Origin of the sequence: Nocardioides sp. (genome assembly GCF_035547795.1) — a bacterium.
Classification (GTDB): domain Bacteria; phylum Actinomycetota; class Actinomycetes; order Propionibacteriales; family Nocardioidaceae; genus Nocardioides.
This window is the reverse complement of the sequence record NZ_DASZUF010000043.1, coordinates 1-25,703: the sequence shown is the minus strand read 5'-3', so window position 1 is coordinate 25,703 and position 25,703 is coordinate 1. Positions and strand designations below refer to the sequence as shown.

Below are 25,703 nucleotides of genomic sequence, written 5' to 3'. Positions count from 1 at the left end.
TTCTTGGCCAGTGCCATCACCGTGACTTCTTCTGGCGGAGATACCTGCGACGCGCCGGCATCACGCGGCCTACCCGTCCAATGGTGATCCCGTCTTCAGCGAACTCGACTCCGACCTCGAGCAGCTCTCCGGTCGGCGTCGGCCGTACGAGGATCGACAGATCGAGTAGGCCCTGGTCCCGGAACTCATCGACGTGATGGACCACCGCGTGCTCGCGCTAATTCGTGGCGGCCAGTTGCCCGCAGGCGCCGTCGATCTCCCGGCCGCGGGTGTCGCGCACGGTGACCGGCACGCCGCGGGCCTCGAGCCGGCGGACGAACTCGCGCTCCACCGCCTTGGGCGAGGCGTCCCACTGCGAGCCCGGCGTCGGGTTGAGCGGGATCAGGTTGACGTGGGCCAGCCGCGGGGCGAGCAGGTCGCCGAGCAGGTCGGCCCGGGCCGGCGCGTCGTTGACGTCGCGGATCATCGCGTACTCGATCGAGTAGCGGCGGCCGGTGCGCGCGGCGTAGGCGTCCGCGGCGGCCAGCACCTCGGCCACCTTCCACCGGGTGTTGACCGGGACGAGGGTGTCGCGCAGCTCGTCGTCCGGCGCGTGCAGGCTGACGGCGAGGGTGACGTCCAGGTTCTCGTCGGCCAGCCGCCCGATGGCCGGGACGAGCCCGACGGTGGAGACGGTGATCGAGCGCCGGGACAGGCCGAAGCCGCCGGGGGCCGGGTCGGTGAGCCGGCGCAGTGCGGCCACCACCCGGTTGTAGTTGGCCAGCGGCTCCCCCATACCCATGAACACCACGTTGGAGAGCCGGCCGGGGCCGCCGCCGAGCCCGCCCCGGGCGGCGACCTGCGCGGCGGCCCGCACCTGGTCGACGATCTCGGCGGTGGAGAGGTTGCGGGTCAGCCCGCCCTGGCCGGTGGCGCAGAACGGGCAGGCCATGCCGCAGCCGGCCTGGCTGGAGACGCACATGGTGGCGCGGTCGGGATAGCGCATCAGCACCGACTCCACCAGCGCGCCGTCGAAGAGCTTCCACAGCGTCTTACGGGTGGTGCCTCGGTCGGCTTCCAGGGTGCGCAGCGGCGTGGCCAGCGCGGGCAGGAACGTCTCCACCAGCTGTGCGCGCTGCGCGGCCGGCAGATCGGTCATCTGCTCGGGGTCGTCGACCAGGCGCTCGAAGTAGTGGGTGGAGAGCTGCTTGGCACGGTACGCCGGCAACCCCGCGCCCGTGGCCGCCTCCTGCCGCTCCGCCAGGGTGAGGTCGGCCAGGTGCCGCGGCGGCTTCGCCCGACCGCGGGGCGCGTCCATCACCAGCGGAAGCGTCCGGGGAGCCTCCTCACCTGCACCAGTCACCGCCTCATTCTCCCATCGCGTCCGCGGCGGGCCGAATCGGCAGTGGCCCGGGATATCACCGGGGCCACTGCCGATCGACGGACGATCGAGGGACGATCAGCCGATCACGAGGCGGCCTTGACGGCCTTGTGGTCCTTCTTGATCTGCTTCTTGAGCTTCTTGATCTTCTTCTCCAGCTTGACCTTCTTGGCCCCGTGCGCCTTCTTGGCCTTCTTCTTCACCTTCTTCAGCTTGGCCTTGTCTGCCTTGAGGTGCGCCTTGGCCTGGGCGACCGGGCTGGCCGTCGGCGGCAGTGCGGTGCCACCGCCGCCGTTGCCGTTGCCGTTGTTCCCAGTGGTGGGCCGAGGCATGGTGTCGGAGGTGACGGCACCGGTGTTGGGGTCGAGGATCACCTTGCCCGGCTTGGGCGCGGAGAAGTCGAACATGCCGGTGATGGACCCGGCGATGGCGTCGAAGGAGCCCTTGCCGACGGTGCCGGCGGTCGTGCTGACCGTCTTCGTGCCGTCACTCGGGTCGGGGTAGCTGAACGTCGGCACGGTGGTGCCGGCGTCATCGATGCGACCCAGGTTCCAGTTGTCCTCGATGAACTTCACGATCGAGGCCTGCGAGGTCTGGGTGTGGTCGATGTAGTTCTGCTTGGCGTACGGCGAGATCACCAGGAACGGCAGCCGCTGCGAGGGACCGCAGCGGTCCTCCCAGCCACCGGCCGGCATGACGCCCTTGGCGTAGGCGGCGGTGCAGATGCCGTTGGCCGCGTCGGTGGTGCCGTTGGTGCCGGTCGAGGCGGTGCCGGTGATGTCGTTCGAGCCGCTCAGCACGGTCGGCGGCTGGTGGTCGTACCACCCGTCGGAGTCGTCGTAGGCGATCACGATCGCGGTCGAGCTCCAGAACGGCGAGTTCTCGATCGCGTCGACGGTGCGGGCGATGAAGTGCTGCTCGTCGAGCGGGTCGGAGTTGCCCGGGTGGGCGTCCTCGGCGTAGTCCGCCTTGACGTAGGAGACCGCCGGCAGCTGGTCGACGGCGTTGTCGCCCTTGAGCGCCTGGTAGAAGTACGCCAGGTCGTACTGGTGGTTGGCGCCGTGGCCCTCGGCGTGGCCGGTGCTGCCGTCCGCCTCGACCACGTCGCTGGTCGCCACCGCCCCGCCGCTGACCGTCGGGTCGGTCGACGGGTCGTCGGTGCCGAACGGCACGCCGGCGGTCGGCAGGAAGTGGTGCGGGTTCGAGGTCGACTTGTAGTACGCGAACGGGTTGTGATGAGCGTTGTAGTTGTTACCCGCGCCGGCGTAGAACGGCGCGTCCTCGCCCGCCTGGACACCCGGGACCTGGCTGCGGTCGGCGGCCTTGGTGCCGCAGGCGGCCGAGCTGACGAACTTCGCCTGGTCGCCGTCGCTGACGCCGGTGGCGTCCCAGGTGGAGGGGGTGCTGGGAGTGATGCCGCCGGCGAAGTATCCCCAGGAGACGCCCTTGGCGTTGAGCAGGTCGCCGATGTTCTTGCCCGTCATGCCGGCGGTCTGGCCGTTGGTCTTGTCGCAGTCGTCGAACGCCGGGTCCGGGTCGCCGTTGACCGAGCCGATCAGCGCGTTGGCCAGCGAGCTGCCGGCCGCGTCGGTGCCGAGGCTCGCCGCCGAGACGTTGCCCTCGACGCCGCCGGTCTTGGTGGTGGCCGGTGTGGGCTTCTCGTGGTTGTCCGAGGCGCTCTGGGTGGCGTAGCTGATCGCACCGCCCGTCATGCCGGACACGACGTTGAGCGCACCCACGGTGGAGGGACCGAAGTTGTCGGCCCACGAGTTGTCGCTCATCGCGAAGTTCTGCGCGAGGTTCCACAGGCCGGTGACGGTGTTGCCGTCGAAGTAGCCCATCACCTGGGTCACCGAGCAGTACTGCGCGTTGCCCGCCGCGGCGGTGGCCGAGCAGTTGTTGGTGTTGCTGGCGCCGGTGGTCTGGACGAACCGGTCCATCAGCGGCTTGGTTCCGTCCCAGCCCATCGCGTTCTGCTCGGGCGTGTAGTTGTGGCTCTCACCGCTGTTGTAGGCCTGGGACGGCGAGAGCCGGTACGGCGCGGCCAGGTTGGGGTTGCCGTTGGGATTGCTGGCCGACACCGGTGCGGCCAGGTTGGGGTGCGAGATGTAGTTGTTCGGGATCGGCGTGCCCGGGTAGGCGGTGAACGTGGTGCCGTCGGTGTTGGCGGCGTTCGGGTAGGTGCCGAAGTAGTGATCGAACGACTCGTTCTCGTCGAAGAGAACGACGACATGCTGGATCGGCGTGGTCGCCGTCGCCGGCGTGGTGATCGCCGCGGTGGCAGACCCCGACGTGGTCGCGGCGTAGGCGGCGAGCGAGCCCCCGAGGACGCTCGCGGCCAGGAGGCCGTAGCCGGCCTTCCGGCGCTGTCGCGCCGTCAACTTCTTCCTCATTGCGATGAGCCTTTCGGTTTCGTGTCGATCCCTTGAGGTGACCGGAGACCAGCGGCGGCGGGACGGCCCGCGCCCTAGGCGAACATCCCCCGGCCAAGCCAGTCGCCACTGCCCGAGACGCCGGGGAGCGCGAAGAAATACCCGCCGCCGTAGGGCAGGATGTAGTCCACGAGCGACTCTCCGGCCAGGCGCCGCTGTACCGTGGCGAACTGCCGCTCGAGGTCCTGGTTGAACGCGGTGAAGATCAGCCCCATGTCGAGGTTGCCGTTGGCGTCGACGCCGCGGTCGTAGTTGAACGAGCGGCGCAGCATCCGCGAGCCGCCCGGGTTACCGGAGTTGGAGGCCCGCCGGATGTGCGCGTCGCCGAAGATCAGCGGCGTCCCCGTGCCGTCGTCGCCGTAGTCGGGAGTGTCCTTCTCGTGGCTGCCGGTCAGCGGGGCACCGGTGGCCTTGTCCCGGCCGAAGATGTTGTTCTGCTCGCGCACCGAGACCCGGTCCCAGAACTCCACCAGCATCCGGATCAGCCGCACCACGTGGTAGCTGCCGCCTTCCACCCAGGCCGGCTCGCCGCCGCCGGCGTGCGTCCAGACCAGCTGGTCCATCAGGTCCTCGTCGCTGGTGGACGGGTTCGCGGTGCCGTCCTTGTAGCCGAGCAGGTTGCGCGGCGTCCCGCTGGGACGGGGCGGCGACTGGAAGCCGTCCATCCGCCAGCGCGGCTGCAGCGCGCCGCGGGTGGCCCGCATGATCTGCCGCAGTGCGTGCGCGACGGTGTCGTTGTTGTCGGCGCCGATCTGCAGGAGTACGTCGCCGTCGCACCAGGCCCGGTCGAGCGCGTCGTCGTCGAACGCCGGCATCCGCACCAGGCGCTGCGGCCTCCTGGCGCCGAGACCGAAGCGGCCGTCGAAGAGCGAGGCACCGACGCTGGTGGTGACGGTCAGGCCGTCGGCGGGGACGCTGGGCCCCAGGATGCCGTCGTCGGCCGTGGTCGCGGTCAGCCCGTGGTCCGGCGGCGTACCTCCGGTCATCAGGAAGCGACTCTGTTCGGTCAGCGTGCGGAACATCGCGACCAGCTCGGCCCGGTCGGCGGCGGTGACGTCGAAGGCGACGTAGGAGGCGCAGCGCTGGACCGGCGTGAGGATGCCGGCCTGGTGGGCACCCTCGAACGAGTAGGCGGTGTCCGTCGGCGCGGTCGGCGTGGCGGCGCTGGCGCCCTCGCCGTTGCGGAGCAGGGCGGGCGCCGCCGCGGCCACGGCCGCGGTGGCGGCGGCCGTGCCGAGGCCGCCGATCAGCCCGCGTCGGCTGACGCCGCTCACTGGTAGACCTTCTCGGGGTCGGTGAGCACCGCGATCTCGGAGAGGTACTCCAGCGTCTGGTCCAGGTCGGCGTGAAGCCGCTCGAGCTGGCCGGTGCCCAGGTCCTGCAGCGGCGCCCAGACGTGCTTGGCCCGGTGGTAGCGGTCGACGTCCGCCTTGAACCGGTGCAGCCAGGCGTCGGTTGCCGCCAGGTCTCGGTCGCGGGGCTGGAGCAGCGGCCGCAGGAAGGACAGCACCGCGCGGGTGCCGGTCACCTCGGCGTCGAGCGCGGCCAGAGTGGTGTGGCTGCCGGCGTCGGTGCGACCGGTGAGGTCCCAGCGCAGTCCGTCCTCGAGGATCTCGTGGGTGCGCAGCCCCATGTCGATCGGCGCGACCTGGAACGTCGTGCCCCAGCCCTGCTGGATCCGCGTCACCGACGCGGCCATGGTCCGGACGGCCGGCAGGATCACGGCGCGCATCCGGTGCCGGGTCGGGCGACCCTGGGCCCACAGCAGCGCCTCGATCTTGTGGAACCCGGTCAGGCTCCGGTCGGTCGCCGGGTCCACTCCGGCCGTCGGCCGGCCGTCGATCGCGTCACCCACGTCGCCGAACGTGTCGTAGGCGGCTCCGAGCACGATCCAGGCACGGTGCGTGGCCAGCCAGGACCGCTTGGCGCGTTCCCAGTCGCCGCGGTGCAGCCGCTTCTCGAAGCGGGCCAGCTTGTTCTGCAGGATCGTCAGGCGGCCCGAGATCCAGCGCTGGTAGGCCAGCAGCGGCTCGATCAGGTCGGTCGTCGAGACGGGGAGTACGGCGGGGGTCAGCGCGCCGGCGTAGCTGCCGGTGACCTGCTGCGCCGGGCCCGCCACGCCGGTCTCGTCGTCGACGAAGCAGAGCAGCCGGTAACTGCCCGGGCCGAGCGTGACGGTGACCGAGCGGGTCACGTCGGCGCCGAGGTTCTCGGCGTAGAGGAGGTACTCGTGGGTGCTGGCGTTCTCCAAGGCGGCCTCGGCGTTGCGACCCGAGGCGTTCCACAGCGCCAGCGTCACCGGGCCGGCCGCTCCCCCGGACCACCCCGACCCGCAGGCCTCCTGGCTGACCTGGACCGGCGTACCCGGGATGGAGGTGTCGCCGTGCGGGGCGTCGGCCACCGCGTGCGGCGTGGGCACCGAGAGCCGGAGCGCCAAGCCGAGGGCGGCCACGAGGGCCAATGCAGTGCCCAGACGGCCTGCCTGCGCTCCTGCTCGTCCCATCCGCGTCCCCTCGTCCAGCGTCCCGTCACTCGGGAGGCGCCAGCGACTGTGTCGCAGGGGATGGAACGAGCGACCGCCGATTCCTGACCGGCAGGTGAATGGATGCCGACCAGAAGGTCAGGAGCTGTGGTTGACCATGTACCAGAGCACCGCCACGCCGACGCCGAGAACGACGACGAACGTGCTCACGATGCCCAGCCACATGAACCAGCCGAACCGGCGGCTGCGGTGGTTGACCACCAGCAGCATCGGCACCACGAGGGTGACCAGTACGAACGGGAACAGGCTCTCGGCGCGCTTTTGGCCGAACACGGCGGTGAGGATGCCGACGTACAGGCCGGGAACGACGATCGCGAACACCAGACCGGCGTAGAAGCCGCTCAGCGAGGCGAAGGTCGGATGGTCGCGGTGCCACCAGCTCGGCTGGCTGACGTTGACCTGATCGTCGGTGGTCATCGCCTCAACGGTATCCCTGTGTCGGCGCTGTCACGCGCGGACGCGCGGACGCCTAGAAGACTGCGTAGTGCAGCAGCAGCCACACCGGCGCGATCGTCGCGAGCAGCGAGTCGAGCCGGTCCATGATGCCGCCGTGGCCGGGGATGATCTGGCTCATGTCCTTCACGCCCAGGTCGCGCTTGATCACCGACTCGACCAGGTCGCCCAGCACGGCCATGACCACCGCTATCGCGCCGAGCGCGACCCCGACGTACCAGTGGCCGTCCAGGAGCCAGACCACCAGCGCGACGCCGGCGGCGATGGTGGCGATGGCGGAGCCGGCGAAGCCCTCCCAGGACTTCTTGGGTGAGATCACCGGGGCCATCGGGTGCTTGCCGAAGAGAACGCCGCCGACGTACCCGCCGATGTCCGAGGCGATGGTGACCAGCACGAACGTGATGATCCCCTTCACCCCGTTGTCGATCCCGGTCTCGCGCCAGGTGCCGCCCTCACGCAGCATCAGCCCCACGAAGGAACCCAGGAACGGCAGGTAGACGATGGTGAAGACGGAGGCCGTCGCCGTCCGGACGTAACCGTCGACGCCACGGTGCAGCAGCCACAGCATCGTCACCAGCGCGGTCACCGCCGTCGCCGTGACGAGCGCGGGGGCTCCCCAGAGATAGGCGACGGCGATCATCACCACGCCGCCGGCCATCAGCGGCTGCTCGGGCAGGTCGAGCTGCTTGGACATCAGCCCGCGGCGCAGCTCCCACACCCCCGCCACCAAAACGACCGCGACCAGGACGATGAAGGCCGTCTTCCAGAAGAAGAGGGTGAGCGCCGCCGCCCCGAGGAGCACGATCGCCGAGGCGATCGAGAGCGGCACGTTGCGGCCGGCGCGGCCATAGTCCTTCGGCGGGGGCGGTACGGCGCCCGTCGTGTTCACCATCGTGGCGTGAGCCCTCAGACCTCGAGGAGCTCGGACTCCTTGTGCTTGAGCAGCTCGTCGATGGTGTCGGTGTGCTTCTTGGTGAGCGTGTCGAGCCGCTTCTCAGCGCCGGTGACGTCGTCCTTGCCGACCTCGCCGTCCTTCTCCAGCTTCTCCAGGTTCTGCTTCGCCTTCTGGCGGACCTGGCGGACCGCGACCCGGCCCTGCTCGGCCTTCTCCTTGGCGAGCTTGATGTACTCCTTGCGCCGCTCCTCGGTCAGCTCGGGGAAGACCGCACGCAGGATCTTGCCGTCGTTCGAGGGGTTCACGCCCAGGTCGGAGTCGCGGATCGCCTTCTCGATGTTGGCCATCGCGGAGATGTCGAAGGGGGCGATGTTGATGACGCGCGGCTCGGGGCTGGTGAAGGTGGCCAACTGCTGGATCGGCGTGGGCGTGCCGTAGTAGTCCACCAGGATCTTGTTGAACATCGACGGAGTGGCCCGACCGGCGCGGATGGTGGCGAACTCCTCGCGGGTCGCCTCGACCGACTTGCCCATCTTGTCGTCGGCCTCGTTGAGGATGTCGTTGATCGCCATGTCGCTCCTGGTCGCTTCCGTGGTCTGGCCGCTGCGGTGCCGCTCGTCAGCCGGCGCTGACGAGCGTACCGATCTTCTCACCCTGCACGACGCGCAGGATGTTGCCCTCGGGCTCCATGCCGAAGACGACCATGGGCAGCTTGTTCTCCCCGCACAGGGCGAACGCGGTCTGGTCCATGATCTTGAGCCCCTCGGTGAGCGCCTGCTCGTAGGTGAGCTCGTCGTACTTGATCGCCGTCGGGTCCTTCTTGGGATCGGCCGAGTAGACGCCGTCCACCCCCGACTTGGCCACCAGGACGACGTCGCACTTGCTCTCCAGCGCCCGCTGCACCGCGACCGTGTCGGTGGAGAAGTAGGGCATCCCCATGCCGGCGCCGAAGATGACGACGCGGCCCTTCTCCATGTGTCGGATGGCCTTGCGCGGGATGTAGGGCTCGGCCACCTGGCCCATGGTGATGGCGGTCTGCACCCGAGTGTCGACGCCGGTGCGCTCGAGAAAGTCCTGCAGCGCCAGGCAGTTCATCACGATGCCCAGCATGCCCATGTAGTCGGCGCGGGCGCGCTCCATGCCCCGCTGCTGCAGCTCCGCGCCGCGGAAGAAGTTGCCGCCGCCGGTCACGACGGCGATCTGCACGCCCTCGTCGACGACCGCCTTGATCTCGTGGGCCACCTTCTGGACGACGTCGGGGTCGACGCCGACCTTGCCGCCGCCGAACACCTCACCGGAGAGCTTGAGCAGAACCCGCTGGTAGCCGGTCATCGCAGATCCTTCCTCGGGATGAGGAAGGCCGGCCCGATGCTCCTGGTGGGTCATCGGGCCGGCCTCCTTCGTCGTACTGGTTGTCTAGCACATCTGGCGGCTCATGGTGCGTGCCTGCCAAGGCGGAGGCCCGAAGGCGGCCTTGGAGCGAAGCGGCCGTCGAGGGCCGACAACGCAGCCAGGTGCGTGCCAGGAGTCGTTAGATCAGGCGCCGACCTCGAAGCGGGCGAACCGCTTGACGGTGGTGTTGGCGGCGTCGAGCACCTGCTTGACCGACTTCTTCGCCTCGAAGACCGACTCCTGGTCGAGCAGCACGATCTCCTTGAAGAACGCGTTGATCCGACCCTCGACGATCTTGGCGACAGCAGCCTCCGGCTTGCCCTCCTCGAGCGTCTTCTTGGTCAGCACGTCCTTCTCCTTCTCGACGACGTCCGCGGGGACCTCGTCGGAGGTGAGGTACTGGGCCTTGAGCGCCGCGGCCTGCTGGGCGGCCTGCTTCGCGGCGGCTTCGTCACCCTCGAACTCGACCAGGACGCCGAGGGTCGGGGGCAGGTCGGAGGCCTTCTTGTGCAGGTAGACCGTGGTGGTGCCGTCGAAGTAGGCGACCTCACCGAGCTCGATCTTCTCGCCGATGGTGCGGGCCAGCTCCTCGACCGTCTCGCCGACGGTCTTGTCGCCGAGGCTGACGGCCTTGAGAGCCTCCGCGTCGCCGACCTTGTGGGCGTCGGCGGCCTTCGCGATCGCGTTGGCGGCGTCGATGAAGGCCTGGTTCTTGGCGACGAAGTCGGTCTCGGCCTTGAGGCTGATCAGGGCGTTGCCCGCGGAGGCCACCAGGCCGGCGGAGGCCTCGCGCTCCGCGGCGCGGGCGGCGGCCTTGGCCGCACCCTTCACGCGGAGCAGCTCGACCGCCTTGTCGAAGTCGCCGTCGGTCTCGTCGAGCGCCTTCTTGCAGTCCATCATGCCGGCCTGCGTCAGCTCACGGAGCTTCTTGACGTCGGCAGCGGTGTAAGCCATGTGCTCTTCCTTCAAGTACGTCGGTGTGCGGGACTCAGGCCTGGGTGCCCTCGGTGGCCTCGGCGGGGGCCTCGGTCGCGGCGGCCTCGGTGCTCTCGGCGGGGGCCTCGGTCGCGGCGGCCGGGGTGGCCTCGGTGCTCTCGGCGGCCTCGGTGCTGCTGTTCTCGAGCAGCTCGCGCTCCCACTCCGCCAGGGGCTCCTCGGCGGCGGCCTCACCGTCGGCGGCCTTGGCCCCCGAGCGGGCGATGAGGCCCTCGGCGACCGCGTCGGCGACCACGCGGGTCAGCAAGCCGACGGCGCGGATGGCGTCGTCGTTGCCCGGGATCGGGAAGTCGACCTCGTCGGGGTCGCAGTTGGTGTCCAGGATGCCGATGACCGGGATCTTGAGCTTGCGCGCCTCCTCGACGGCGAGGTGCTCCTTCTTGGTGTCGACGATCCAGACGGCCGACGGGGTGCGGCCCATGTCGCGCAGACCGCCGAGGGTCTTGGCGAGCTTGTCCTTCTCGCGACGCAGCTGGAGCAGCTCCTTCTTGGTGCGACCGGAGCCGGCGACGTCCTCGAAGTTGATCTCCTCGAGCTCCTTGAGGCGGTTGATCCGCTGGTGCACGGTGGAGAAGTTGGTCAGCATGCCGCCCAGCCAGCGCTGGTTGACGTAGGGCTGGCCGACGCGGGTGGCCTGCTCGGCGATGGCCTCCTGGGCCTGCTTCTTGGTGCCGACGAACAGGATGGTGCCGCCCTTGGCGACGGTCTCCTTGATGAAGGCGTAGGAGCGGTCGATGTAGGCCAGCGACTGCTGCAGGTCGATGATGTAGATGCCGTTGCGCTCGGTCATGATGAAGCGCTTCATCTTCGGGTTCCAGCGACGGGTCTGGTGCCCGAAGTGGACGCCGCTCTCGAGGAGCTGGCGCATGGTCACGACTGCCATGGTGGTTCCTTTTGTTGTTTCCAGTTGTCCCTGGCGTCTGCACGCGGCCCGACCCTCGGCTGAGGGACTGGGGGCCGCGCCCGCGGGCGGTCGGGGCCTGGCTGGGCCCCGTCACGGTCTGCGGACGCGCGAAGTCAACCCGGGTGGGTTGCTGTGCTCCAGCCTAGTCGCTGGCGCGGGGTGCGAGCCAATCGCTGTCCCAGCCGGCCACCTTCCGTCCACAGGCGGCCCTTCTCGCGCCGTTCTCCCCAGGTCGTACGCCGCCGGCTGCCCACGCGATCCACGCCGGGCACGCTGGTCGGCATGCACCACACGACCACCGCCGACTCGACCCGTCGCCCCGGCATCCGCCTGCTCCTCGCCGTCCTCGCGTCGGCCGCGTTGCTGCTCCTGTCTTCCTCCGGGAGCGCACATGCGGCCGCCGGCGGCGCCGGGGCGACGGATCCGGTCGGCGTGTGGCCGCTGCAGCCGCAGCACGCCGTGGTCCACGGCTTCGATCCACCCTCGGATCCGTGGGGCTCCGGTCATCGCGGCGTGGACCTGGCCGGGACGGTCGGAGAGACGGTGCGAGCGGCGCTTGCCGGGACCGTCACGTTCGCGGGCCCCTTGGCCGGCCGCGGCGTGGTCGTGGTCGACCACGGGCCGACGCGCACAACCTACGAGCCGGTGGCCGCGTCGGTGAGGGTCGGCGACGTTGTCGCTGCCGGCGCCCCGCTCGGGACCTTGACGGCGATCCAGTCTCATTGCCTCCCCGCCGCCTGCCTGCACTGGGGCTGGATCCGCAACACCGACGACGTCTACTTGGACCCGCTCCGGCTGGTCGGACTCGGTGCGCCGATCCGACTGCTGCCGCTGTGGCAGGAGACTCCCGTGGCGCGACCGGTGCTGTCACTGCGACATCGGGCCGAGCGCGCAGGGCCGGCGCGGTCCCGGGTCAAGCGCGCGGGGCCGGCGTGGCCGGTGTGGTCGCAGGCACCTGCCACCGCCCCACCGGTGCTGCCCTACACGGCCTGGCACCCGCCCGGGTGGGACACCGTCCCTCGCAGGCCACTCGCTGAGGCGCCGGCGCTCTGAACGGTCCTCGGCCTCCGTGGCCCGTGCCGATCTCGACGACGAGGCTCTGCCGGACGCTGCGCTGCCGGACGCTGTCCGTCTCACGCCGGGCGCTACCGCGGCTCTTGCCGGACGCTGTCCGTCCCGTCAGCCGTTCAAGCCCGCGGGTGAGCCTGCTGGTAGGCCCGCCGGAGCCGATCGGTGCTCACGTGGGTGTAGAGCTGGGTGGTCGCCAGCGAGGCGTGGCCGAGCAGCTCTTGGACCGAGCGCAGGTCGGCGCCGCCCTCCAGGAGATGGGTGGCGGCCGTGTGACGCAGCCCGTGGGGGCCCAGGTCGGGGGCACCGGGGACCGCAGCGATGCTCTTGTGCACCAGCGTGCGAACGGCGCGCTGATCGATCCGCCGACCGCGGGCACCCAGGAACAGCGCGTCGCCGGTCCCTTCCTTGGCCAGTTCTGGCCGCCCCTCGCGCAACCATGCGTCGAGCGCGGCGGCTGCCGGCGCGCCGAAGGGCACGGTGCGTTCCTTGCGGCCCTTGCCCAGGACGCGGACGACATTGCGCTGCCGGTCGAGGTCGTCGACGTCGAGCCCGACGAGCTCCCCGACGCGGATCCCGGTGGCGTAGAGCAGCTCCAGGATCGCCACGTCGCGGCACCCGAGCGGACCGCCCGTTTCCGCTGCGGCTGCGGAGGTAGCGGCCAACAATGTCGCGGCCTCGTCGGCGCGGAGCACCGGTGGCAGGATGCGGTGCGCCTTCGGCGAACGCAGGCTCGCCCCGGCGTCGGTGTCCGCGCGGCCCGTACGGACCAGCCATGCAGTGAAGACCCGGGCCGCGGTGGCCCGTCGGGCGATGGTGGTGCGACTGCGGCCCAGCGTCTGCTGCTTGGCCAGCCAGCTGCGCAGGGTGCGCAGGTCCAGCTGCGCCGGCTCGGACATGCCGAGTCGGGACGCGTGCTCGAGCAGACTGCCGATGTCGCCGAGGTAGGCGCGGACCGAGTGCTCGGTCAGGTCGCGCTCGGAGCGCAGATGCCGCTCGTAGGCGCACACCACCTCGGCGAAGCCCCTCGGCAGCTCCGCCGGCGTCACATCAGCCCCATCGGCCACACGGCGAGTGTAGGTCGCGCCGGCTCTGCTCAGGCGGAGCGCAGCGCTGCGGGCGTCAGGCGCCATCCACTGCCGGCAAACGTCACCAGGCCTCGATCACGTAGCGCGGTGAGCGCCGACTGCACCGCCAGCAGCCCCATCCCGGCACTGTGTGCGATCGAGTCGACAGGCACGGCCGCTCCGACAGGGACGGCGTCAAGGACCCGTTGCTCACGCAGCGTGAGCCGGTCCCGCGGTCGCTCCGGTGCCGGCTCGTCGAGCGGGAGGTACTCCCCCGCCGGCGCCACCATCTCCAGCACCTCCACGCCCGAGGTGACGAGCGTTGCGCTGCCATCACGGAGCAGACGATGCACACCCTCGGAGGAGGCGCTCGTCACCGCCCCCGGGACCCCCATCACCGGTCGGCTGAGCCGGGCAGTCCAGTTGGCGGTGTTGAGGGCGCCACTGCGCCGCGCGGCCTCGACGATGACCGTGCCCCGGCCGAGCCCGGCGATGATCCGATTGCGGGTCAGGAAGCGCAGTCGCGTCGGCGGCAGGCCCGGCCCGACCTCGGAGATGATCGCGCCCTCGCTCGCCAAGATCTCGAAGAGGCGATCGTGACGAGGCGGATAGACACGGTCGGCGCCGCAGGCGAGCACCGCCGCGGTGGGCGCGCCGACTGCGAGCGCGCCGCGGTGGGCGGCGACGTCGATGCCGTAGGCCGCACCCGAGACCACCGCGTACCCGGCGCGACCGACCTCGGCGGCGATGTGGGCGGCCGCATCGTTGCCGTAGGTCGTGGCGGTCCGCGACCCGACGATGGCGACGGACTTGGCCAGGACGTTCAGCCGCAGCGGGCCTCGCACCCATAGCCCCATCGGCACGCCGGTGCGATCGTAGAGGGCCACCACGTGGTCGAGAGGCTCCAGCTGGTCGGGCCACTCGGAGTCACTCGGGATCACGTAGCGCAATCCACGTCGCCGGCCGGTCTCCAGGATGCGCTCGGGGTCGATCCGCTTGAGACGGGCATCGACATCGACCCGGGCGGTGTTGTGCTGTCCGGTGAGCAGCTCGTCGTAGAGCCGCACTGCCCCGAGCTGGGACGCGAGTCGCGCAAGATGCATGTCGCCGGGCTCGAAGATGTGACTCAAGGCGATCCGGGCGAGACGGTCGTCGATGTTCATCCGGCGGCCCTGCGCGCGACGTCGTGCATGGCCAGCGCGGTGCCCTGGCGCAGCCACAGCGCGGTTTGTACCTCGTCGTACCCGGGCCGATCGAGACCGCGCAGGTCGGCGATCGTCCAGGCCAGTCGGTGCACCTTCACGGCGCCCCGCCTGCTGAGCCGCCCATCCAGCAGGCTGCCATCGACCAGACGCTGAGCCGAATCCGGCAGCGGCCAGTGCCGCCGGAGGACGGCACCGGGTGCGTGGGCGTTGAGCCGCCAGCTCTGATCGGCGTATCTCTCGGCCTGCCGCTCTCGCGCCGCGGCCACCCGCTCCCGGATCGCGGCACTCGACTCGCGTCGATCGAGCCGATCGGTGGTCAGTGGCGCCGAGCGCAGGTGCCGCGTGATGTCGATCCGGTCGGCGATCGGCCCGCGGATCCTGTTCTCGTAGTCGCGCCGCTGGGCCGAGGTGCAGTTGCAGGTCGTCGCCCGGCCGCCATAGTTTCCGCAGGGGCATGGGTTGGCCGCCAGGACCACGAGGCTGCGTGCCGGCATGGTGATCGTCTCGTCGACGCGCGCGACGGTGATGTCGCCACTCTCCAGCGGCTCTCGCAGCGCCTCGATCACGTCGGTGCGGAAGAGCGGGAACTCGTCGAGGAACAGCACACCGCCGTGGGCCAGGCTCAGCTCCCCCGGTCGCACTCGGCCGGATCCGCCGCCCACCAGACTGGTCTTGCTCGCGTCATGGTGCGGCGCCGAGAACGGCGGTCTTCGCTCCAGGCCCGCTTCGGGATCAAGCACGCCGGCCAGCGATCTGATCGCGGTGAGCTCGATCGACTCGCTGCGGCTCAGGTCGGGCAGGATCGTGGGGATGCGCTCGGCGATGGAGGTCTTGCCGCAGCCCTTGGGACCGTCCAGCAGGAGGTGGTGCCCGCCGGCGGCGGCGACCTCGACGGCGTACTTCACGTCGTCGAGCCCCACTAGATCTGCCATGTCGAGCTCGTCGAGCCGCTCCGCACCGCGCCAGGACAGGTAGCGCCCGCCCGACAGCGGTGGAACCGGCGGCGCCTCCGGCAGTTCGTCGCCGTTGAGCACCGCGACGACCTGGGGCAGCGATCGGACACCGAAGACGACCAGATCCGGCACCATCGACGCCTCACGGACCTGCGGCTCGGGAACGAAGATGCGCTCGACGCCACGCTGTCTGGCGGCGAGCGCCATCGGCAGCACCCCGGCGACCGAGCGCAACGCGCCGTCGAGGGAGAGCTCACCGACGAACGCGGTGGCCGCCAGGGCGCGTGGATCGAGGCTTCCGGCGGCCGCCATGATGGCGACGGCGATCGCAAGGTCGAAATGTGCCCCGGACTTCGGCAGGTCGGCGGGCGAGAGCAGCACGGTCACCCGGCGGGTGCTGGGCCAGTCCAGCTCGGAGTTGCTGATCGCCATCCGCACCCGGTCCTTGGCCTCCGCAAGAGCGGAGTCGACGCGCCCGACCAAGGTGGTGCCGACCATGCCCGTCGACACGTCCGCCTGGATGTCGATCAAGTGCCCGACGGCGCCGCGTAGAGCCACCGAATGGGTTGCCGCGACCGCCATCAGAGGATGCCCCTGACGTGCTCGACCTGGGCGGCACCGTGCCCGGGCTGGCGGACCGCGACGAGATCGAAGCGCAGCTCGGCCGGCCTGACGTCGTGCTCGGCGAGCCACCGGGTGGCCAGCCGTTGCAGCCGGTTCGACTTGGCCACGGTGATGGCCTCATGAGGGCTGCCGAACGTGTCGTCGTATCTCGTCTTGACCTCGGCCACGACGAGTGCCGGGCCGTCTCGCAGGACCAGGTCGATCTCGCCGTCGGGACAGCGCCAGTTGCGGTCGAGCACCGCCATGCCCTGGCCGACCAGATGTCGCTCGGCGACGTCCTCGCCATAACGCCCCATCGCCTGCCTGCTGGCTGCTGTCGCGGTCATGCTGCCTCCGTCCGAGATGCGGATCTTCTTCACGACCCAGCATCACGACGCACGCCGACATCGGCGACCGTCCACAGGGCGGCCTGTGGACAACCTTGTTGAGGAGGCGGCCTGTGGACGGAAAGTGGACCTGTTGCACTAGCGAACGTGACTCAACCCGCAAGATGCGGGACGCCGCATTCAGGCGTCGGCGGCACCGCCCAGAGGTCGGCGCCGGCCGTTGTGATCCCAAGAGCAGGAAGGAGTGCGTCGGTCAGCAGTTCGCCCAGCGACTGTACGAGAGGATCGAGACCAGCCACCAGCGCCCCGACGTCCAGCATGCCCAGCACCGTCACGTCGGCATTGGAGACACTCAGCCCGATGTGGCCATCGCTCGTCGTCACCGGGGTGGCGTAGGTCGCTGGTACAGCAAGCGGGTACGAGACAGGCGCCACTGCGGTCGAGGGGGCGCCGGTATCGATCGTGGCAAGCTTGAGAAGACCGGCAAGAGCGTAGACGTTTGCCTTCAGCCTGACGCTGGCAAGTGTCTGGTCGAAGACGCTGACCCACATGATGTGCGGATCGCATTGCCGAGACAAGTCAAGAGTTTCCGACGCATTGGCCAAGCTCACCGTGAGAGACACGTTCTTGAGACTGGCCAGGAGTGGCACACCGAGGCTTCCCGTGAGTTCGATGTAGCCCTCCGCCGACGTCGCATCGCCGCCATTGCAGCCGATGACTGGAGGCGCCGTCAGATAGAGCTTGGCCGTCAAGGTGCCGAGTGTTGGGACAACGAGAGTCAGACCGGGGACACTGACCCCATTGACACCGTTTGCGGCGATCACGCTGCCCGTCACGAGATCGAGAACATCGATGTCGGCGTCCAAAGCCGACGTGTCGCCCTGACCGAGCGCGAGCAGTTGCCCAAGGTGGGTCGGCGTGCTGGCAAGCGAACCCAGATCCGTCTTTAGCTGCAACAGCTGGTCGGCAGCATTGACTGACGAGGTGTCGCCAGCCCTCGTCAACACGGCGGCCGACGCGGTGAGCACGCTGCCGATGGTGAGGTTTGGGATCGCCAGCAGCTGCTCCGGGGTGACGGCGCCCAGCTGGGCGGCCAGTCCGAGCAGTGAGACACTCGCAGTGGCTAGCCCGTTCGAGTCAAGCACACGGGCCGCCGCGGTATCTCCGACAATGGCGGCCAGGATCGACGGATTGGTGGCGACGCCGAGGGCAAAGGAGCCCACCTGGTAACACGCACCACTTTGGGTGGCGGCGACTGCGGTGCGTGTCGCGGGCAGGCTCCCCGAGCCGAAGACGCTGCCCAGTTCGCGGTCGACCGCCGCGGCCGCCGTCACCCGCACCGCGTTGTACGACGACGCGCCCGCCGGCGGTGTCGTGGTGAACTGCGAATCGGCGTCGAGATACCCGGGAGTCGCCTGGGCGCAGAGCTTGGCGTTGCACACCGACGTCGACGAGTCCCATCCCGCCGGGAGGGCATCGGCGTGGCCGAGGGTGGTCGAGTCACCCGAGATGCTCGAGCTGAGCGCTTGGGTCCATCCGGAACTGCCCGGAACCACGCCGTTCGCCAGGGCCCGCGCCATGTCGAGTGACGCCGTGTCCGCGGTCGACTGCATGTCGGTGCGGACGACCCGCTGCATGCCGAGATCGACGGTGAAGGCCGCGGCGCCGAGGATCAGTACGGCGACGATCGCCACCACGATGGCAACCGCGCCGCGCTCCTCCGACGGGCGGGTGCTCACGAGTTGCCCTGGGCCGCGCTGACGTAGGTGATGACTCCGGGGATCGGGACCAGCGGTGGGTTCGGGATCGCCGGATGGCTCTTGTAGTCATATGACAGCGTGACGGTGTAGGTGCACGGAGCCGCGGACGTCGGCGGATCCGGCGTGGACGCCGCCGTACAGGCGCTCGAGGGGCTGATCGTGCACCCACCGACCTGGGTGGTGCCCTTGAACAGGTTGCCGTTCGAGCATGAGTAGTCGCTGCCCAGGGCGTTCGCGATCGCGGCCGCCGCCTGGGCCGTCGGACCGTAGCTGGGATTCGGCGGGCTCTTCGGCGCCACCGCCGCCGCCCTCGCGCCCTCGGCCGCGGCCTGGCTGAGGTTCTGCCGGAAGCTCAACATCATCCCGTAGGCGACGATCCCGAAGATGAGCAGGCACAGCAGCGGGACGACGATCGCGAACTCGACCGCGGCGGCACCACGATCGCAGCGCCGTAGGTTCCCCATGTCTCGACTCCTGCGTCCCCCTGGCAGGCCCCCACGCCTGCCACGACGATCGTAGAGGCGAATCAGCCGCCTGTCTTAGGACTCTCGTGCCGAGCCGGATGGCCCGAAGGGGCTACTCCTTGGGCAGGTCGAGCTCGCTCGGGTTGAGCTCCTCCACGTTGACGTCCTTGAACGTGAGCACCTTGACGTTCTTCGCGAACCGCGCGGGCCGGTACATGTCCCACACCCACGCGTCGCTCATCGACACCTCGAAGAAGACGTCGCCAGCCTCGGTCCGCGCCTTCACGTCCACCTGGTTGCACAGGTAGAACCGTCGGTCGGTCTCGACGACGTACTTGAAGATGCCGACCACATCGCGGTACTCGCGGTAGAGGGTCAGCTCCATCTCGGTCTCGTACTTCTCGAGATCCTCCGCGCTCATGAGACGGATCCTAGAGCCCCGGTGGTACGGCGCCGGCATGGCGCCCGGTTATCCACAGAGCCGGAGGACCCGGTGGTACGCCGCTCCCCCGCCACCTACGCTGAACCCACGACCTCGGACAAGGAGCCATGACATGACGCTGAGCAATCCGGAGCTGACCCGCAAGGTCAACAAGCTGACGGAGACGCTCGGCTATGTCCAGGACCACCTGGAGACGATCACCGTCGAGCAGCGCGCCCAGGGCCGCCGGCTGGGCCGAGTCGAGAAACGGCTCGACGCTGTCGAGGGCAGGCTGGACACCATCGACACCCGCCTCGACACCATCGACACCCGCCTCGGCAGCATCGACGCCCGCCTCGACACCGTCGACGGACAGCTCAACGAGCACTCCGGTCTCCTCCAGGAGATCCTCCGCCGCCTACCCGAGCCAGCCTGATCAGGAAGCAGGCGCCGCCACGCCCGGCAGGCTCCACGAGCGCCGGTGGTGCACCGACGGGCCGTGCAGGGCGAGCGCGTCGATGTGCGCGGGGGCGGAGTAGCCCTTGTTCTCCGCCCACAGGTACGCCGGGAACTCCTCGTGCAACTGCACCATCAGCGCGTCCCGCGCCGTCTTGGCCAGGATGGAGGCGGCCGCGACGCCGGCGCACTTCATGTCCGCCTTGATCATGGTGGACACCGGCGGTACGGCCTCGACCAGGCCGGTCGGCACGCCGAACAGCCCCTCCTGCTCCGGTGGGGTCAGGTAGTCGTGGTTCCCGTCCAGCAGGATCGCGTCAGGGACCACCGACAGCTGCGCCAGCGCCCGGTGGCCGGCGAGCCGCAGTGCGACCATGATGCCGAACTCGTCGATCTCGGCCGGGCTGGCGTGCCCGACCGCATGACAGACCGCCCAGCGCCGGATCCGTGGCGCCAGCCGCTCGCGGACCTCGGGTGCGAGCAGCTTGGAGTCCCGCACGCCCTGCGGCGCCGTCCGGGTGGCGGCGGAGATCACCACCATCCCGACGGTGACCGGCCCCGAGAGGGCACCACGCCCGACCTCGTCGGCGCACGCCAGGTGGGCCACCCCGCCGCGCAGCAGGGTCCGCTCGACGCGCAGCGACGGCGCCGTACTCATGGCTTCGGGATCCCCGCGAAGTCGGCCGGCCGGTGCTCCACCTTGGCCCGGCTCAGCGGCCAGACCAGCGCCGAGACCTTACCCACGACGTCGGAGACCGGCACCCACGGCGAGTCCGAGCAGTCGGTCTCTCGCTTGGTGCACAGGTGGTAGCTGGAGTCGGCCGAGTCGTTGCGGTTGTCGCCCATCACGAACAGGTAGCCCTTCGGCACCGGGCCGGCGGTCCAGTGCGCCTCCTGCGGCATCGGACCGTAGCAGGTGCCGGGCTTGGTGCTGCCGCACGCGTGCGGCGCCGGCTTGGCGTACGACGACTCGTCCAGGGCCTTGCCATTGACGGTGATCCGACCCTGGTCGTCGATCGAGATGGTGTCGCCCGCGACCCCGATCACCCGCTTGACCAGGTGGCCGCCGGTCGGGAACAGCCCGATCTTGGCCAGCGCCTTGCTCACCGGGTTGGTCGCCTGGGCGTCCTCCTCGGCGCTGAGCCAGCCGCCCGGGTCCTTGAAGACCACGATGTCGCCACGCTGCGGCGTGCCGCTGCCCCAGTACGACGGCTTCTCCACCAGCACCCGGTCATCGGTCTTGGTGCCCGGACCGCCCTGGAGGCCCGGCTCCATCGACGCCGAGGGGATGTAGAACGCCTGGACGAAGAACGACTTGATGATCAGCGCGATCACCACCGCCAGCACCAGCAGCAGGATCGACTCCTGCCACACCGGCAGCCCGCGCTTGGGCGGGGATACAGAAGACCGCGACCCCTCCTGATCCTCGTCGAGGAAGATGGAGAGATCGCGGTCTTCGGAAGTCACGCGCAGAGTCTAGGAAACGACCCTGAGAGCCAGGCTCACGCCTCACCGTGGGTCGGATCGGGCGTCGCTTCGCTCCGCCGATCGTCCCCACGGTGGCTCACGCCTCGCGGCGCTCCTTGATCTTCGCCTTCTTGCCGCGCAGGTTGCGCAGGTAGTAGAGCTTGGCGCGACGGACGTCACCGCGGGTCACGACCTCGATCTGCTCGAAGATCGGGGAGTGCAGCGGGAAGGTGCGCTCCACACCGACGCCGAAGGAGACCTTGCGGACGGTGAAGCTGCGGGAGATGCCGGCGCCCTGGATCGCGATCACGACGCCCTGGAAGACCTGGACACGCGAGCGGTTGCCCTCGACGACCTTGACGTGCACCTTGACGGTGTCGCCGGCGCGGAACTCGGGAACGTCGGTGCGCTTGGCGGCGTTGCCGACCTCGGCAAGCAGGTTGCTCATGGTTGCTCCTCACGACTGCCACAGGTCGGCCGCGGGTGTTCGTCTCTTCAGCTGGACGGTCCTCGTCTGCTGGCCGGCGGCGTCAGGCTCCCCCTGTGGCAGGGGCCCGTCGCAGATCCCCCGTGCGTTCCTCGGGGCGATCCTTCGGCCGACGATAACCAGGGGAAGAGTCTGCCACAGGCCGGCTCACCTGCGGAAATCACGTCGCTTGGTCAGCACCACGACGCCCGGCTCGGGTGCCAGTTCCGGCCGGAGCCGGAAGCCGGCCTTCTTGTAGAGCCTGATGTTGCGCTCGCTGCGCGCTCCGGTGAACAACCGGTACGACGAGGCCTGCGGCGGCGCCACCTCCTGGATGTGCTCCAGCAGCGTCCGGCCGAGCCCGCGTCCCTGCAGGTCGGGCACCACCATGATCCGACCGATCTCCCACCGGTCGCCGTCCAGCCGGCCGCGCACCGAGCCGACCAGCCGGCCCGCCGAGCGCACCACATAGGTGTCCCACGACGCGATCGAGGCCTCGACGTCGGCCAACGTCTCGTGCAGCGGCGGGATGGCGAGGGTGTCGTTGGCGAGCGCCTCCTGCATCCAGCAGGCCCGCTGCAGGGTGAGCAGCTCGGCGGCGTCGCCACGCACGGCGCGCTCGATCGACCACGAGGTGGCGGCGGCGCTGGCGTGGAGCAGGTCGGGCCGGCGGGCCGCCGTACGCTCCAGGCGCTGCTGGTGCCGCCAGGCGCCGATCCGGCCGTGGTCGCCGGAGAGCAGCACCGGCGGGACGTCGCGGCCGCGCCAGGAGGCGGGCTTGGTGTAGACCGGGTACTCCAGCAGGCCGTCCTCGTGCGACTCCTCCACCAGCGAGGCGGCGTTGCCCATGAAGCCAGGCAGCAGCCGCACCACCGCCTCGGTGATCGCCAGGGCCGCCACCTCTCCTCCGTTGAGCACGTAGTCGCCGAGGCTGACCTCACGCACCTCGGCCCGCTCGGCGGCCGCCTCGATCACGCGCTGGTCGATGCCCTCGTAGCGGCCGATCAGGAAGACCAGCCGCTCTCGGGTCGACAGCTCGCGGGCGAGCGCCTGGCTGAACGGCTCACCGCTGGGCGTCGTGACGATCACGGTGGCCCCGTCGATCGCCAGCTCGTCGAAGGCCTCGCCGAACGGCTCGGGCTTCATCACCATCCCGGCACCTCCGCCGTACGGCGAGTCGTCCACGGTGTGGTGCCGATCGTGGGTCCACCGCCGCAGGTCGTGGACGTGGAGTTCGAGCAGCCCCGACTCGACCGCCTTGCCGGGCAGCGAGAGCCGCAGCGGGGCCAGGTAGTCGGGAAAGATGGTCAGGTAGTCAAGCCTCATCGGCCGGCTCCAGCAGCCCCGGGCGGTCGGCGACCACGATCCGTCCGGCGGCCGGGTCGACCTCGGGCACCAGCGCCGTCACGAACGGCACCAGCACGTCCCGACGGGTCGGCGTGGCGATGCTCAGCAGGTCCTGGGCGCCGCCGTGGACCACCCCGGTCACCTCGCCGCGCAGCGCGCCGTCGGTGTCGTAGACGGCCAGCCCGACCAGCTGGTGGTCGTAGAACTCCTCGGGGTCCTCGGGCCGCTCGTCGGCGTCGATGGTGGCGTAGAGCAGGACGCCGCGCAGTGCCTCGGCGGCATTGCGGTCGGCGGCCTCCTCGAAGAGCACGTGCAGCACGCCCTGGTGCCAGCGGGTGGCCGCCACGGTCAGCGTGCCCTCGCCCCGGGCCGAGCCCGGGGGCGGGACCGCCTTGAGCCGGGCACCATCGGCGTACCGCCGCTGCGGCTCGTCGGTGCGGACGTCCACGGTGACGTGACCGCGCACGCCGTGCGGCTTGCCGATCCGACCGACCAGGACCTCGAGGGAATCCACGGGGCCAGAGCCTAACGGCCCGCGCCCCTCGCGCTGACGGCCGCCGCGGCCTACGGTGAGAGCACGCGGCATCGCGCAGGAGGAGGAAGCGATGGAGGACGCATCGACAGGGGTACTGGACGAGGAGGAGTGCTGGGACTTCCTCGGCAAGGAGGAGTTCGGACGGCTCGCGTTCCGCATGACCGACGAGCTCCACATCGTCCCGATCAACTACGCCGTCGAGAGCCGCACGCTGCTGTTCCGTACCGCACCCGGCGACAAGCTGCTGGCGATCGCGATGGGCGGCGAGGTGGCCTTCGAGACCGACCGGATCGAGGCGGAGCGGGCGACCAGCGTGGTGGTCCGGGGCCACGCGCGGATCCTGCCGGAGGACGAGGCGCACCGTGCCGAGCTCGTCGCGCTGCGACCGTGGGTCGGGTCGCACAAGTACGAGGTCGTCGAGATCACACCCGAGCACGTGTCGGGTCGCAGCTACCACCTGGACCGGCCGTGGCTGCACCTCCTCCGGGCGGACTGAGCAGACCCTCGAAGACGCGATAAGCCCTGGCTGCCGAAGCAGCCAGGGCGTCTCACATGTGCTGGTGCGGGCTCAGCGGCTCCGGTCGACGTCCACGCTGTGTTGGACGCTTCGCTCGCGCCGACCTCCGCCTAGCGGCTCCGGTCGACGTCCACGAAGTCGACCCGCGCGCCGCCCTTGCCGGCGAGCGCACTGATGACCGTGCGGAACGCGGTGGCGGTGCGGCCACCGCGGCCGATCACCTTGCCCAGGTCGTCGGGGTGGACGCGCACCTCGAGAACCGAGCCGCGGCGCAGCTGCTTGTCGCGTACGACGACGTCGTCGGGGTGGTCGACCACGCCGCGAACGAGGTGCTCGAGAGCCTCCGCGAGCATCCGCTCAGGCCTCGGCCTCGGCCTCGGCCGGAGCCTCGGTCTCGGCGGCCGGCGCCTCGGTGGCGGCCTCCTCGGCGGCCGGGGCGGCCTTCTTGGCGGACTTCTTGGTCACGGCCTCCGCGGAGGGAGCGGCGTGGGCCTCGGCGAGCGCCTTGTTGAACAGGTCGAGCTTGTCCGGCTTCGGGGCGGCCACCTTCAGCGTGCCCTCGGTGCCTGGCAGGCCCTTGAACTTCTGCCAGTCGCCGGTGATCTTGAGGATCGCCTCGACGGCCTCGCTCGGCTGGGCGCCGACGCCGAGCCAGTACTGGGCGCGGTCGGAGGTGACGGAGATGAAGGAGGGGTCCTCCTTGGGACGGTAGGTCCCGATCTCCTCGATGACGCGACCGTCGCGCTTGGTGCGCGAGTCGACGACGACGATGCGGTACTGCGGCACCCGGATCTTGCCCAGGCGCTTGAGACGGATCTTGACGGCCACGGTTGTGGTGTCTCCTCAGAGGTTTCGTAAGTGGGTGAGGCGCCGTCACCAGGTGGGGAACACCGGCAGCGACTTCTCGATGGGCACTGCACACCGGTGAGAGGGGCCGGACGCGCAGGACTCAGCCGACAAGTCTGCCAGAAGCGACGGGAGTACGCCGAATCAGCCCGGACCAGGGCCAGGACCAAGCCAGGACCAAGCCAGGACCAAGCCAGGATCAGGCCACGACCCTCCCCCGCAGCACGATGGCCACCGGGCGGTCGAGCACGGACAGGTCGGCGAGTGGGTCCGCGTCGTACACGACGAGGTCGGCACTGGCGCCCTCCACCAGCCCGTCGAACCCGAGCCAGGCGCGTGCCCGCCAGGACGCGGCGCCGAGCGCGTACTCGGCCGGCATGCCGAGTGCCGCCATCGCGCGGATCTCGTTGGGCAGGTTGCCGTGTCGCCGAGCGCCGCCGCCGTCGGTGCCGGCGTAGAGCGACACCCCGGCCTCGTAGGCGCTCATGATCGTCTCGCGGCGATGCGCGTAGAGGTCGGTCATGGTGGCGGCGTACGCCGGGAACTTCGCCCGGCCCTGCTCCGCGAAGACCGGGAATCTGTCGACCTGCATCACCGTCGGCACCACCGCGACGCCGCGGGCGGCCGCCTGCTCGACGAGCTCCGGCGTCAGGCCGGTGCCGTGCTCGATGCAGTCGATACCGTGCTCGATCAGGCCGGGCAGCACGTCGGTGCCGAAACAGTGCGCGGTGACCTTGGCACCGCGCTCGTGGGCCACCGCGATCGCCGCGGCGAACTCCTCCGGCGAGAACGACGGGCACAGGTCGCCCTCCTCGCGCGAAATCCAGTCTCCCACCAGCTTCACCCAGCCGTCGCCGCGACCGGCCTCCCGGGCGACCGCCTCGATCAGCCCGGCCGGCTCGACCTCGTCGGCGTACCCGCGCAGGTAGCGCTTGGTGCGGGCGATGTGGCGCCCCATCCGGATCAGCCTGGGCAGGTCCTCGCGCTGCTGGATCCAGCGAGTGTCGACCGGTGAGCCGCAGTCGCGGATCAACAGGGTCCCGGCGTCGCGGTCTTCGAGCGCCGTCGCCTCCGTCTCCGCGACCGAGATGCCGCCGTCGTCGCCGAGCCCGAGGTGACAGTGCGCGTCCACCAGGCCGGGCACGATCCAGCCCCGCGCCGCGGTCTCGGCGCCGGGCGGCCGCTGGTAGGTGATGGTGCCGTCGAC

General features: G+C 70.2%; 28 protein-coding genes. 3 read left to right on the top strand and 25 right to left on the bottom strand.

Annotation, left to right across the window (positions count from 1 at the left end):
• Positions 1-217: 217 nt before the first annotated feature.
• From rlmN to rpsB, 10 genes are all read right to left on the bottom strand, one after another.
• Positions 218-1,297 carry a dual-specificity RNA methyltransferase RlmN gene (gene rlmN, locus VHA72_RS03630; RefSeq protein ID WP_325573081.1) on the bottom strand — a complete coding sequence of 360 codons (1,080 nt, stop codon included), beginning with the start codon at positions 1,295-1,297 and terminating at the stop codon, positions 218-220.
• Positions 1,298-1,446: 149 nt separating this feature from the next.
• Complete coding sequence (locus VHA72_RS03625; protein WP_325573079.1) at positions 1,447-3,753, bottom strand: phospholipase C; 2,307 nt, start codon at positions 3,751-3,753, stop codon at positions 1,447-1,449.
• 74 nt (positions 3,754-3,827) lie between these two features.
• Positions 3,828-5,066: an iron uptake transporter deferrochelatase/peroxidase subunit gene (gene efeB, locus VHA72_RS03620; protein WP_325573078.1), complete on the bottom strand. Its 1,239-nt coding sequence runs from the start codon at positions 5,064-5,066 to the stop codon at positions 3,828-3,830.
• Complete coding sequence (locus VHA72_RS03615) at positions 5,063-6,244, bottom strand: imelysin family protein (protein ID WP_325573077.1); 1,182 nt, start codon at positions 6,242-6,244, stop codon at positions 5,063-5,065. The genes efeB and VHA72_RS03615 overlap by 4 nt, the downstream gene beginning before the upstream one ends.
• 168 nt (positions 6,245-6,412) lie before the next feature.
• On the bottom strand, positions 6,413-6,751 hold the full coding sequence (locus VHA72_RS03610; RefSeq protein ID WP_325573076.1) for a hypothetical protein: 339 nt from the start codon (positions 6,749-6,751) through the stop codon (positions 6,413-6,415).
• Between the two features lie 52 nt (positions 6,752-6,803).
• On the bottom strand, positions 6,804-7,679 hold the full coding sequence (locus VHA72_RS03605; RefSeq protein WP_325573075.1) for a phosphatidate cytidylyltransferase: 876 nt from the start codon (positions 7,677-7,679) through the stop codon (positions 6,804-6,806).
• Between the two features lie 14 nt (positions 7,680-7,693).
• Entirely contained in the window at positions 7,694-8,248 is a 555-nt protein-coding gene (gene frr, locus VHA72_RS03600; RefSeq protein WP_325573080.1) for a ribosome recycling factor, read from the bottom strand.
• A gap of 52 nt (positions 8,249-8,300) precedes the next feature.
• A complete protein-coding gene (gene pyrH / locus VHA72_RS03595) occupies positions 8,301-9,014 on the bottom strand; it encodes a UMP kinase (protein ID WP_325573074.1) in 714 nt (237 codons plus the stop codon).
• A 204-nt stretch (positions 9,015-9,218) separates the two neighbouring features.
• Positions 9,219-10,028: a translation elongation factor Ts gene (gene tsf, locus VHA72_RS03590; protein WP_325573073.1), complete on the bottom strand. Its 810-nt coding sequence runs from the start codon at positions 10,026-10,028 to the stop codon at positions 9,219-9,221.
• A 34-nt stretch (positions 10,029-10,062) separates the two neighbouring features.
• Positions 10,063-10,953: a 30S ribosomal protein S2 gene (rpsB, locus tag VHA72_RS03585; protein ID WP_325573072.1), complete on the bottom strand. Its 891-nt coding sequence runs from the start codon at positions 10,951-10,953 to the stop codon at positions 10,063-10,065.
• Positions 10,954-11,256: 303 nt separating this feature from the next.
• On the opposite strand from rpsB, the gene VHA72_RS03580 reads away from it, so the two are divergent.
• On the top strand, positions 11,257-12,027 hold the full coding sequence (locus VHA72_RS03580) for a murein hydrolase activator EnvC family protein (RefSeq protein ID WP_325573071.1): 771 nt from the start codon (positions 11,257-11,259) through the stop codon (positions 12,025-12,027).
• 134 nt (positions 12,028-12,161) lie between these two features.
• Here the strand turns inward: VHA72_RS03580 and VHA72_RS03575 are convergent, their stop codons facing one another.
• From VHA72_RS03575 to VHA72_RS03545, 7 genes are all read right to left on the bottom strand, one after another.
• The gene (locus tag VHA72_RS03575; RefSeq protein WP_325573070.1) at positions 12,162-13,109 is read right to left on the bottom strand and encodes a tyrosine recombinase XerC; all 948 of its coding nucleotides are present in this window, start codon (positions 13,107-13,109) and stop codon (positions 12,162-12,164) included.
• A 29-nt stretch (positions 13,110-13,138) separates the two neighbouring features.
• Entirely contained in the window at positions 13,139-14,272 is a 1,134-nt protein-coding gene (dprA, locus tag VHA72_RS03570; protein ID WP_325573069.1) for a DNA-processing protein DprA, read from the bottom strand.
• A complete protein-coding gene (locus VHA72_RS03565) occupies positions 14,269-15,849 on the bottom strand; it encodes a YifB family Mg chelatase-like AAA ATPase (protein WP_325573068.1) in 1,581 nt (526 codons plus the stop codon). The genes dprA and VHA72_RS03565 overlap by 4 nt, the downstream gene beginning before the upstream one ends.
• Entirely contained in the window at positions 15,849-16,217 is a 369-nt protein-coding gene (locus VHA72_RS03560) for a YraN family protein (RefSeq protein ID WP_325573067.1), read from the bottom strand. The genes VHA72_RS03565 and VHA72_RS03560 overlap by 1 nt, the downstream gene beginning before the upstream one ends.
• 152 nt (positions 16,218-16,369) lie before the next feature.
• The gene (locus VHA72_RS03555; RefSeq protein WP_325573066.1) at positions 16,370-17,956 is read right to left on the bottom strand and encodes a pilus assembly protein TadG-related protein; all 1,587 of its coding nucleotides are present in this window, start codon (positions 17,954-17,956) and stop codon (positions 16,370-16,372) included.
• The gene (locus tag VHA72_RS03550; RefSeq protein ID WP_325573065.1) at positions 17,953-18,441 is read right to left on the bottom strand and encodes a TadE/TadG family type IV pilus assembly protein; all 489 of its coding nucleotides are present in this window, start codon (positions 18,439-18,441) and stop codon (positions 17,953-17,955) included. The genes VHA72_RS03555 and VHA72_RS03550 overlap by 4 nt, the downstream gene beginning before the upstream one ends.
• 112 nt (positions 18,442-18,553) lie before the next feature.
• Positions 18,554-18,862, bottom strand: coding sequence for a DUF2469 domain-containing protein (locus tag VHA72_RS03545; protein WP_325573064.1), 309 nt, complete (start codon positions 18,860-18,862; stop codon positions 18,554-18,556).
• Positions 18,863-18,995: 133 nt separating this feature from the next.
• Here VHA72_RS03545 and VHA72_RS03540 point away from each other — a divergent pair, with 133 nt between their 5' ends.
• The gene (locus VHA72_RS03540) at positions 18,996-19,298 is read left to right on the top strand and encodes a hypothetical protein (protein ID WP_325573063.1); all 303 of its coding nucleotides are present in this window, start codon (positions 18,996-18,998) and stop codon (positions 19,296-19,298) included.
• On the opposite strand, the gene rnhB is transcribed toward VHA72_RS03540, so the two are convergent.
• The 5 genes from rnhB to rimM all read right to left on the bottom strand — a co-directional run bounded on the left by rnhB (position 19,299) and on the right by rimM (position 23,112).
• Entirely contained in the window at positions 19,299-19,976 is a 678-nt protein-coding gene (rnhB, locus tag VHA72_RS03535; protein ID WP_325573062.1) for a ribonuclease HII, read from the bottom strand.
• Complete coding sequence (gene lepB, locus VHA72_RS03530) at positions 19,973-20,785, bottom strand: signal peptidase I (protein ID WP_325573061.1); 813 nt, start codon at positions 20,783-20,785, stop codon at positions 19,973-19,975. Before lepB ends, rnhB begins: the two co-directional genes overlap by 4 nt.
• A 97-nt stretch (positions 20,786-20,882) precedes the next feature.
• On the bottom strand, positions 20,883-21,233 hold the full coding sequence (rplS, locus tag VHA72_RS03525; protein ID WP_325573060.1) for a 50S ribosomal protein L19: 351 nt from the start codon (positions 21,231-21,233) through the stop codon (positions 20,883-20,885).
• A gap of 186 nt (positions 21,234-21,419) precedes the next feature.
• Positions 21,420-22,577, bottom strand: coding sequence for a tRNA (guanosine(37)-N1)-methyltransferase TrmD (trmD, locus tag VHA72_RS03520; RefSeq protein WP_325573059.1), 1,158 nt, complete (start codon positions 22,575-22,577; stop codon positions 21,420-21,422).
• Positions 22,567-23,112, bottom strand: coding sequence for a ribosome maturation factor RimM (gene rimM / locus VHA72_RS03515; protein WP_325573058.1), 546 nt, complete (start codon positions 23,110-23,112; stop codon positions 22,567-22,569). The genes trmD and rimM overlap by 11 nt, the downstream gene beginning before the upstream one ends.
• Before the next feature lie 91 nt (positions 23,113-23,203).
• On the opposite strand from rimM, the gene VHA72_RS03510 reads away from it, so the two are divergent.
• Positions 23,204-23,629: a pyridoxamine 5'-phosphate oxidase family protein gene (locus VHA72_RS03510; RefSeq protein ID WP_325573057.1), complete on the top strand. Its 426-nt coding sequence runs from the start codon at positions 23,204-23,206 to the stop codon at positions 23,627-23,629.
• 131 nt (positions 23,630-23,760) lie between these two features.
• Here VHA72_RS03510 and VHA72_RS03505 read toward each other — a convergent pair whose 3' ends face one another.
• From VHA72_RS03505 to VHA72_RS03495, 3 genes are all read right to left on the bottom strand, one after another.
• The gene (locus tag VHA72_RS03505) at positions 23,761-24,003 is read right to left on the bottom strand and encodes an RNA-binding protein (RefSeq protein ID WP_325573056.1); all 243 of its coding nucleotides are present in this window, start codon (positions 24,001-24,003) and stop codon (positions 23,761-23,763) included.
• 4 nt (positions 24,004-24,007) lie between these two features.
• Positions 24,008-24,478, bottom strand: a complete 471-nt coding sequence (gene rpsP / locus VHA72_RS03500; RefSeq protein ID WP_325573055.1) for a 30S ribosomal protein S16 — start codon at positions 24,476-24,478, stop codon at positions 24,008-24,010.
• Positions 24,479-24,695: 217 nt separating this feature from the next.
• Positions 24,696-25,703 (bottom strand): amidohydrolase family protein (locus tag VHA72_RS03495; RefSeq protein WP_325573054.1); only part of this gene is annotated, 1,008 nt, incomplete at its 5' end.

What these genes read in the sequence shown, in the direction of transcription:
- VHA72_RS03510 (WP_325573057.1), top strand. Translation starts at nt 23,204, where the DNA reads ATGGAGGACGCATCGACAGGGGTACTGGACGAGGAGGAGTGCTGGGAC.
- VHA72_RS03610 (WP_325573076.1), bottom strand. Translation starts at nt 6,751, where the DNA reads ATGACCACCGACGATCAGGTCAACGTCAGCCAGCCGAGCTGGTGGCAC.
- VHA72_RS03625 (WP_325573079.1), bottom strand. Translation starts at nt 3,753, where the DNA reads ATGAGGAAGAAGTTGACGGCGCGACAGCGCCGGAAGGCCGGCTACGGC.
- rnhB (WP_325573062.1), bottom strand. Translation starts at nt 19,976, where the DNA reads ATGAGTACGGCGCCGTCGCTGCGCGTCGAGCGGACCCTGCTGCGCGGC.
- VHA72_RS03560 (WP_325573067.1), bottom strand. Translation starts at nt 16,217, where the DNA reads ATGACCGCGACAGCAGCCAGCAGGCAGGCGATGGGGCGTTATGGCGAG.
- rpsB (WP_325573072.1), bottom strand. Translation starts at nt 10,953, where the DNA reads ATGGCAGTCGTGACCATGCGCCAGCTCCTCGAGAGCGGCGTCCACTTC.
- rlmN (WP_325573081.1), bottom strand. Translation starts at nt 1,297, where the DNA reads ATGGACGCGCCCCGCGGTCGGGCGAAGCCGCCGCGGCACCTGGCCGAC.
- VHA72_RS03580 (WP_325573071.1), top strand. Translation starts at nt 11,257, where the DNA reads ATGCACCACACGACCACCGCCGACTCGACCCGTCGCCCCGGCATCCGC.
- VHA72_RS03545 (WP_325573064.1), bottom strand. Translation starts at nt 18,862, where the DNA reads ATGAGCGCGGAGGATCTCGAGAAGTACGAGACCGAGATGGAGCTGACC.
- rplS (WP_325573060.1), bottom strand. Translation starts at nt 21,233, where the DNA reads ATGAGCAACCTGCTTGCCGAGGTCGGCAACGCCGCCAAGCGCACCGAC.
- VHA72_RS03550 (WP_325573065.1), bottom strand. Translation starts at nt 18,441, where the DNA reads ATGGGGAACCTACGGCGCTGCGATCGTGGTGCCGCCGCGGTCGAGTTC.
- VHA72_RS03565 (WP_325573068.1), bottom strand. Translation starts at nt 15,849, where the DNA reads ATGGCGGTCGCGGCAACCCATTCGGTGGCTCTACGCGGCGCCGTCGGG.
- pyrH (WP_325573074.1), bottom strand. Translation starts at nt 9,014, where the DNA reads ATGACCGGCTACCAGCGGGTTCTGCTCAAGCTCTCCGGTGAGGTGTTC.
- dprA (WP_325573069.1), bottom strand. Translation starts at nt 14,272, where the DNA reads ATGAACATCGACGACCGTCTCGCCCGGATCGCCTTGAGTCACATCTTC.
- tsf (WP_325573073.1), bottom strand. Translation starts at nt 10,028, where the DNA reads ATGGCTTACACCGCTGCCGACGTCAAGAAGCTCCGTGAGCTGACGCAG.
- VHA72_RS03540 (WP_325573063.1), top strand. Translation starts at nt 18,996, where the DNA reads ATGACGCTGAGCAATCCGGAGCTGACCCGCAAGGTCAACAAGCTGACG.
- VHA72_RS03505 (WP_325573056.1), bottom strand. Translation starts at nt 24,003, where the DNA reads ATGCTCGCGGAGGCTCTCGAGCACCTCGTTCGCGGCGTGGTCGACCAC.
- VHA72_RS03605 (WP_325573075.1), bottom strand. Translation starts at nt 7,679, where the DNA reads ATGGTGAACACGACGGGCGCCGTACCGCCCCCGCCGAAGGACTATGGC.
- trmD (WP_325573059.1), bottom strand. Translation starts at nt 22,577, where the DNA reads ATGAGGCTTGACTACCTGACCATCTTTCCCGACTACCTGGCCCCGCTG.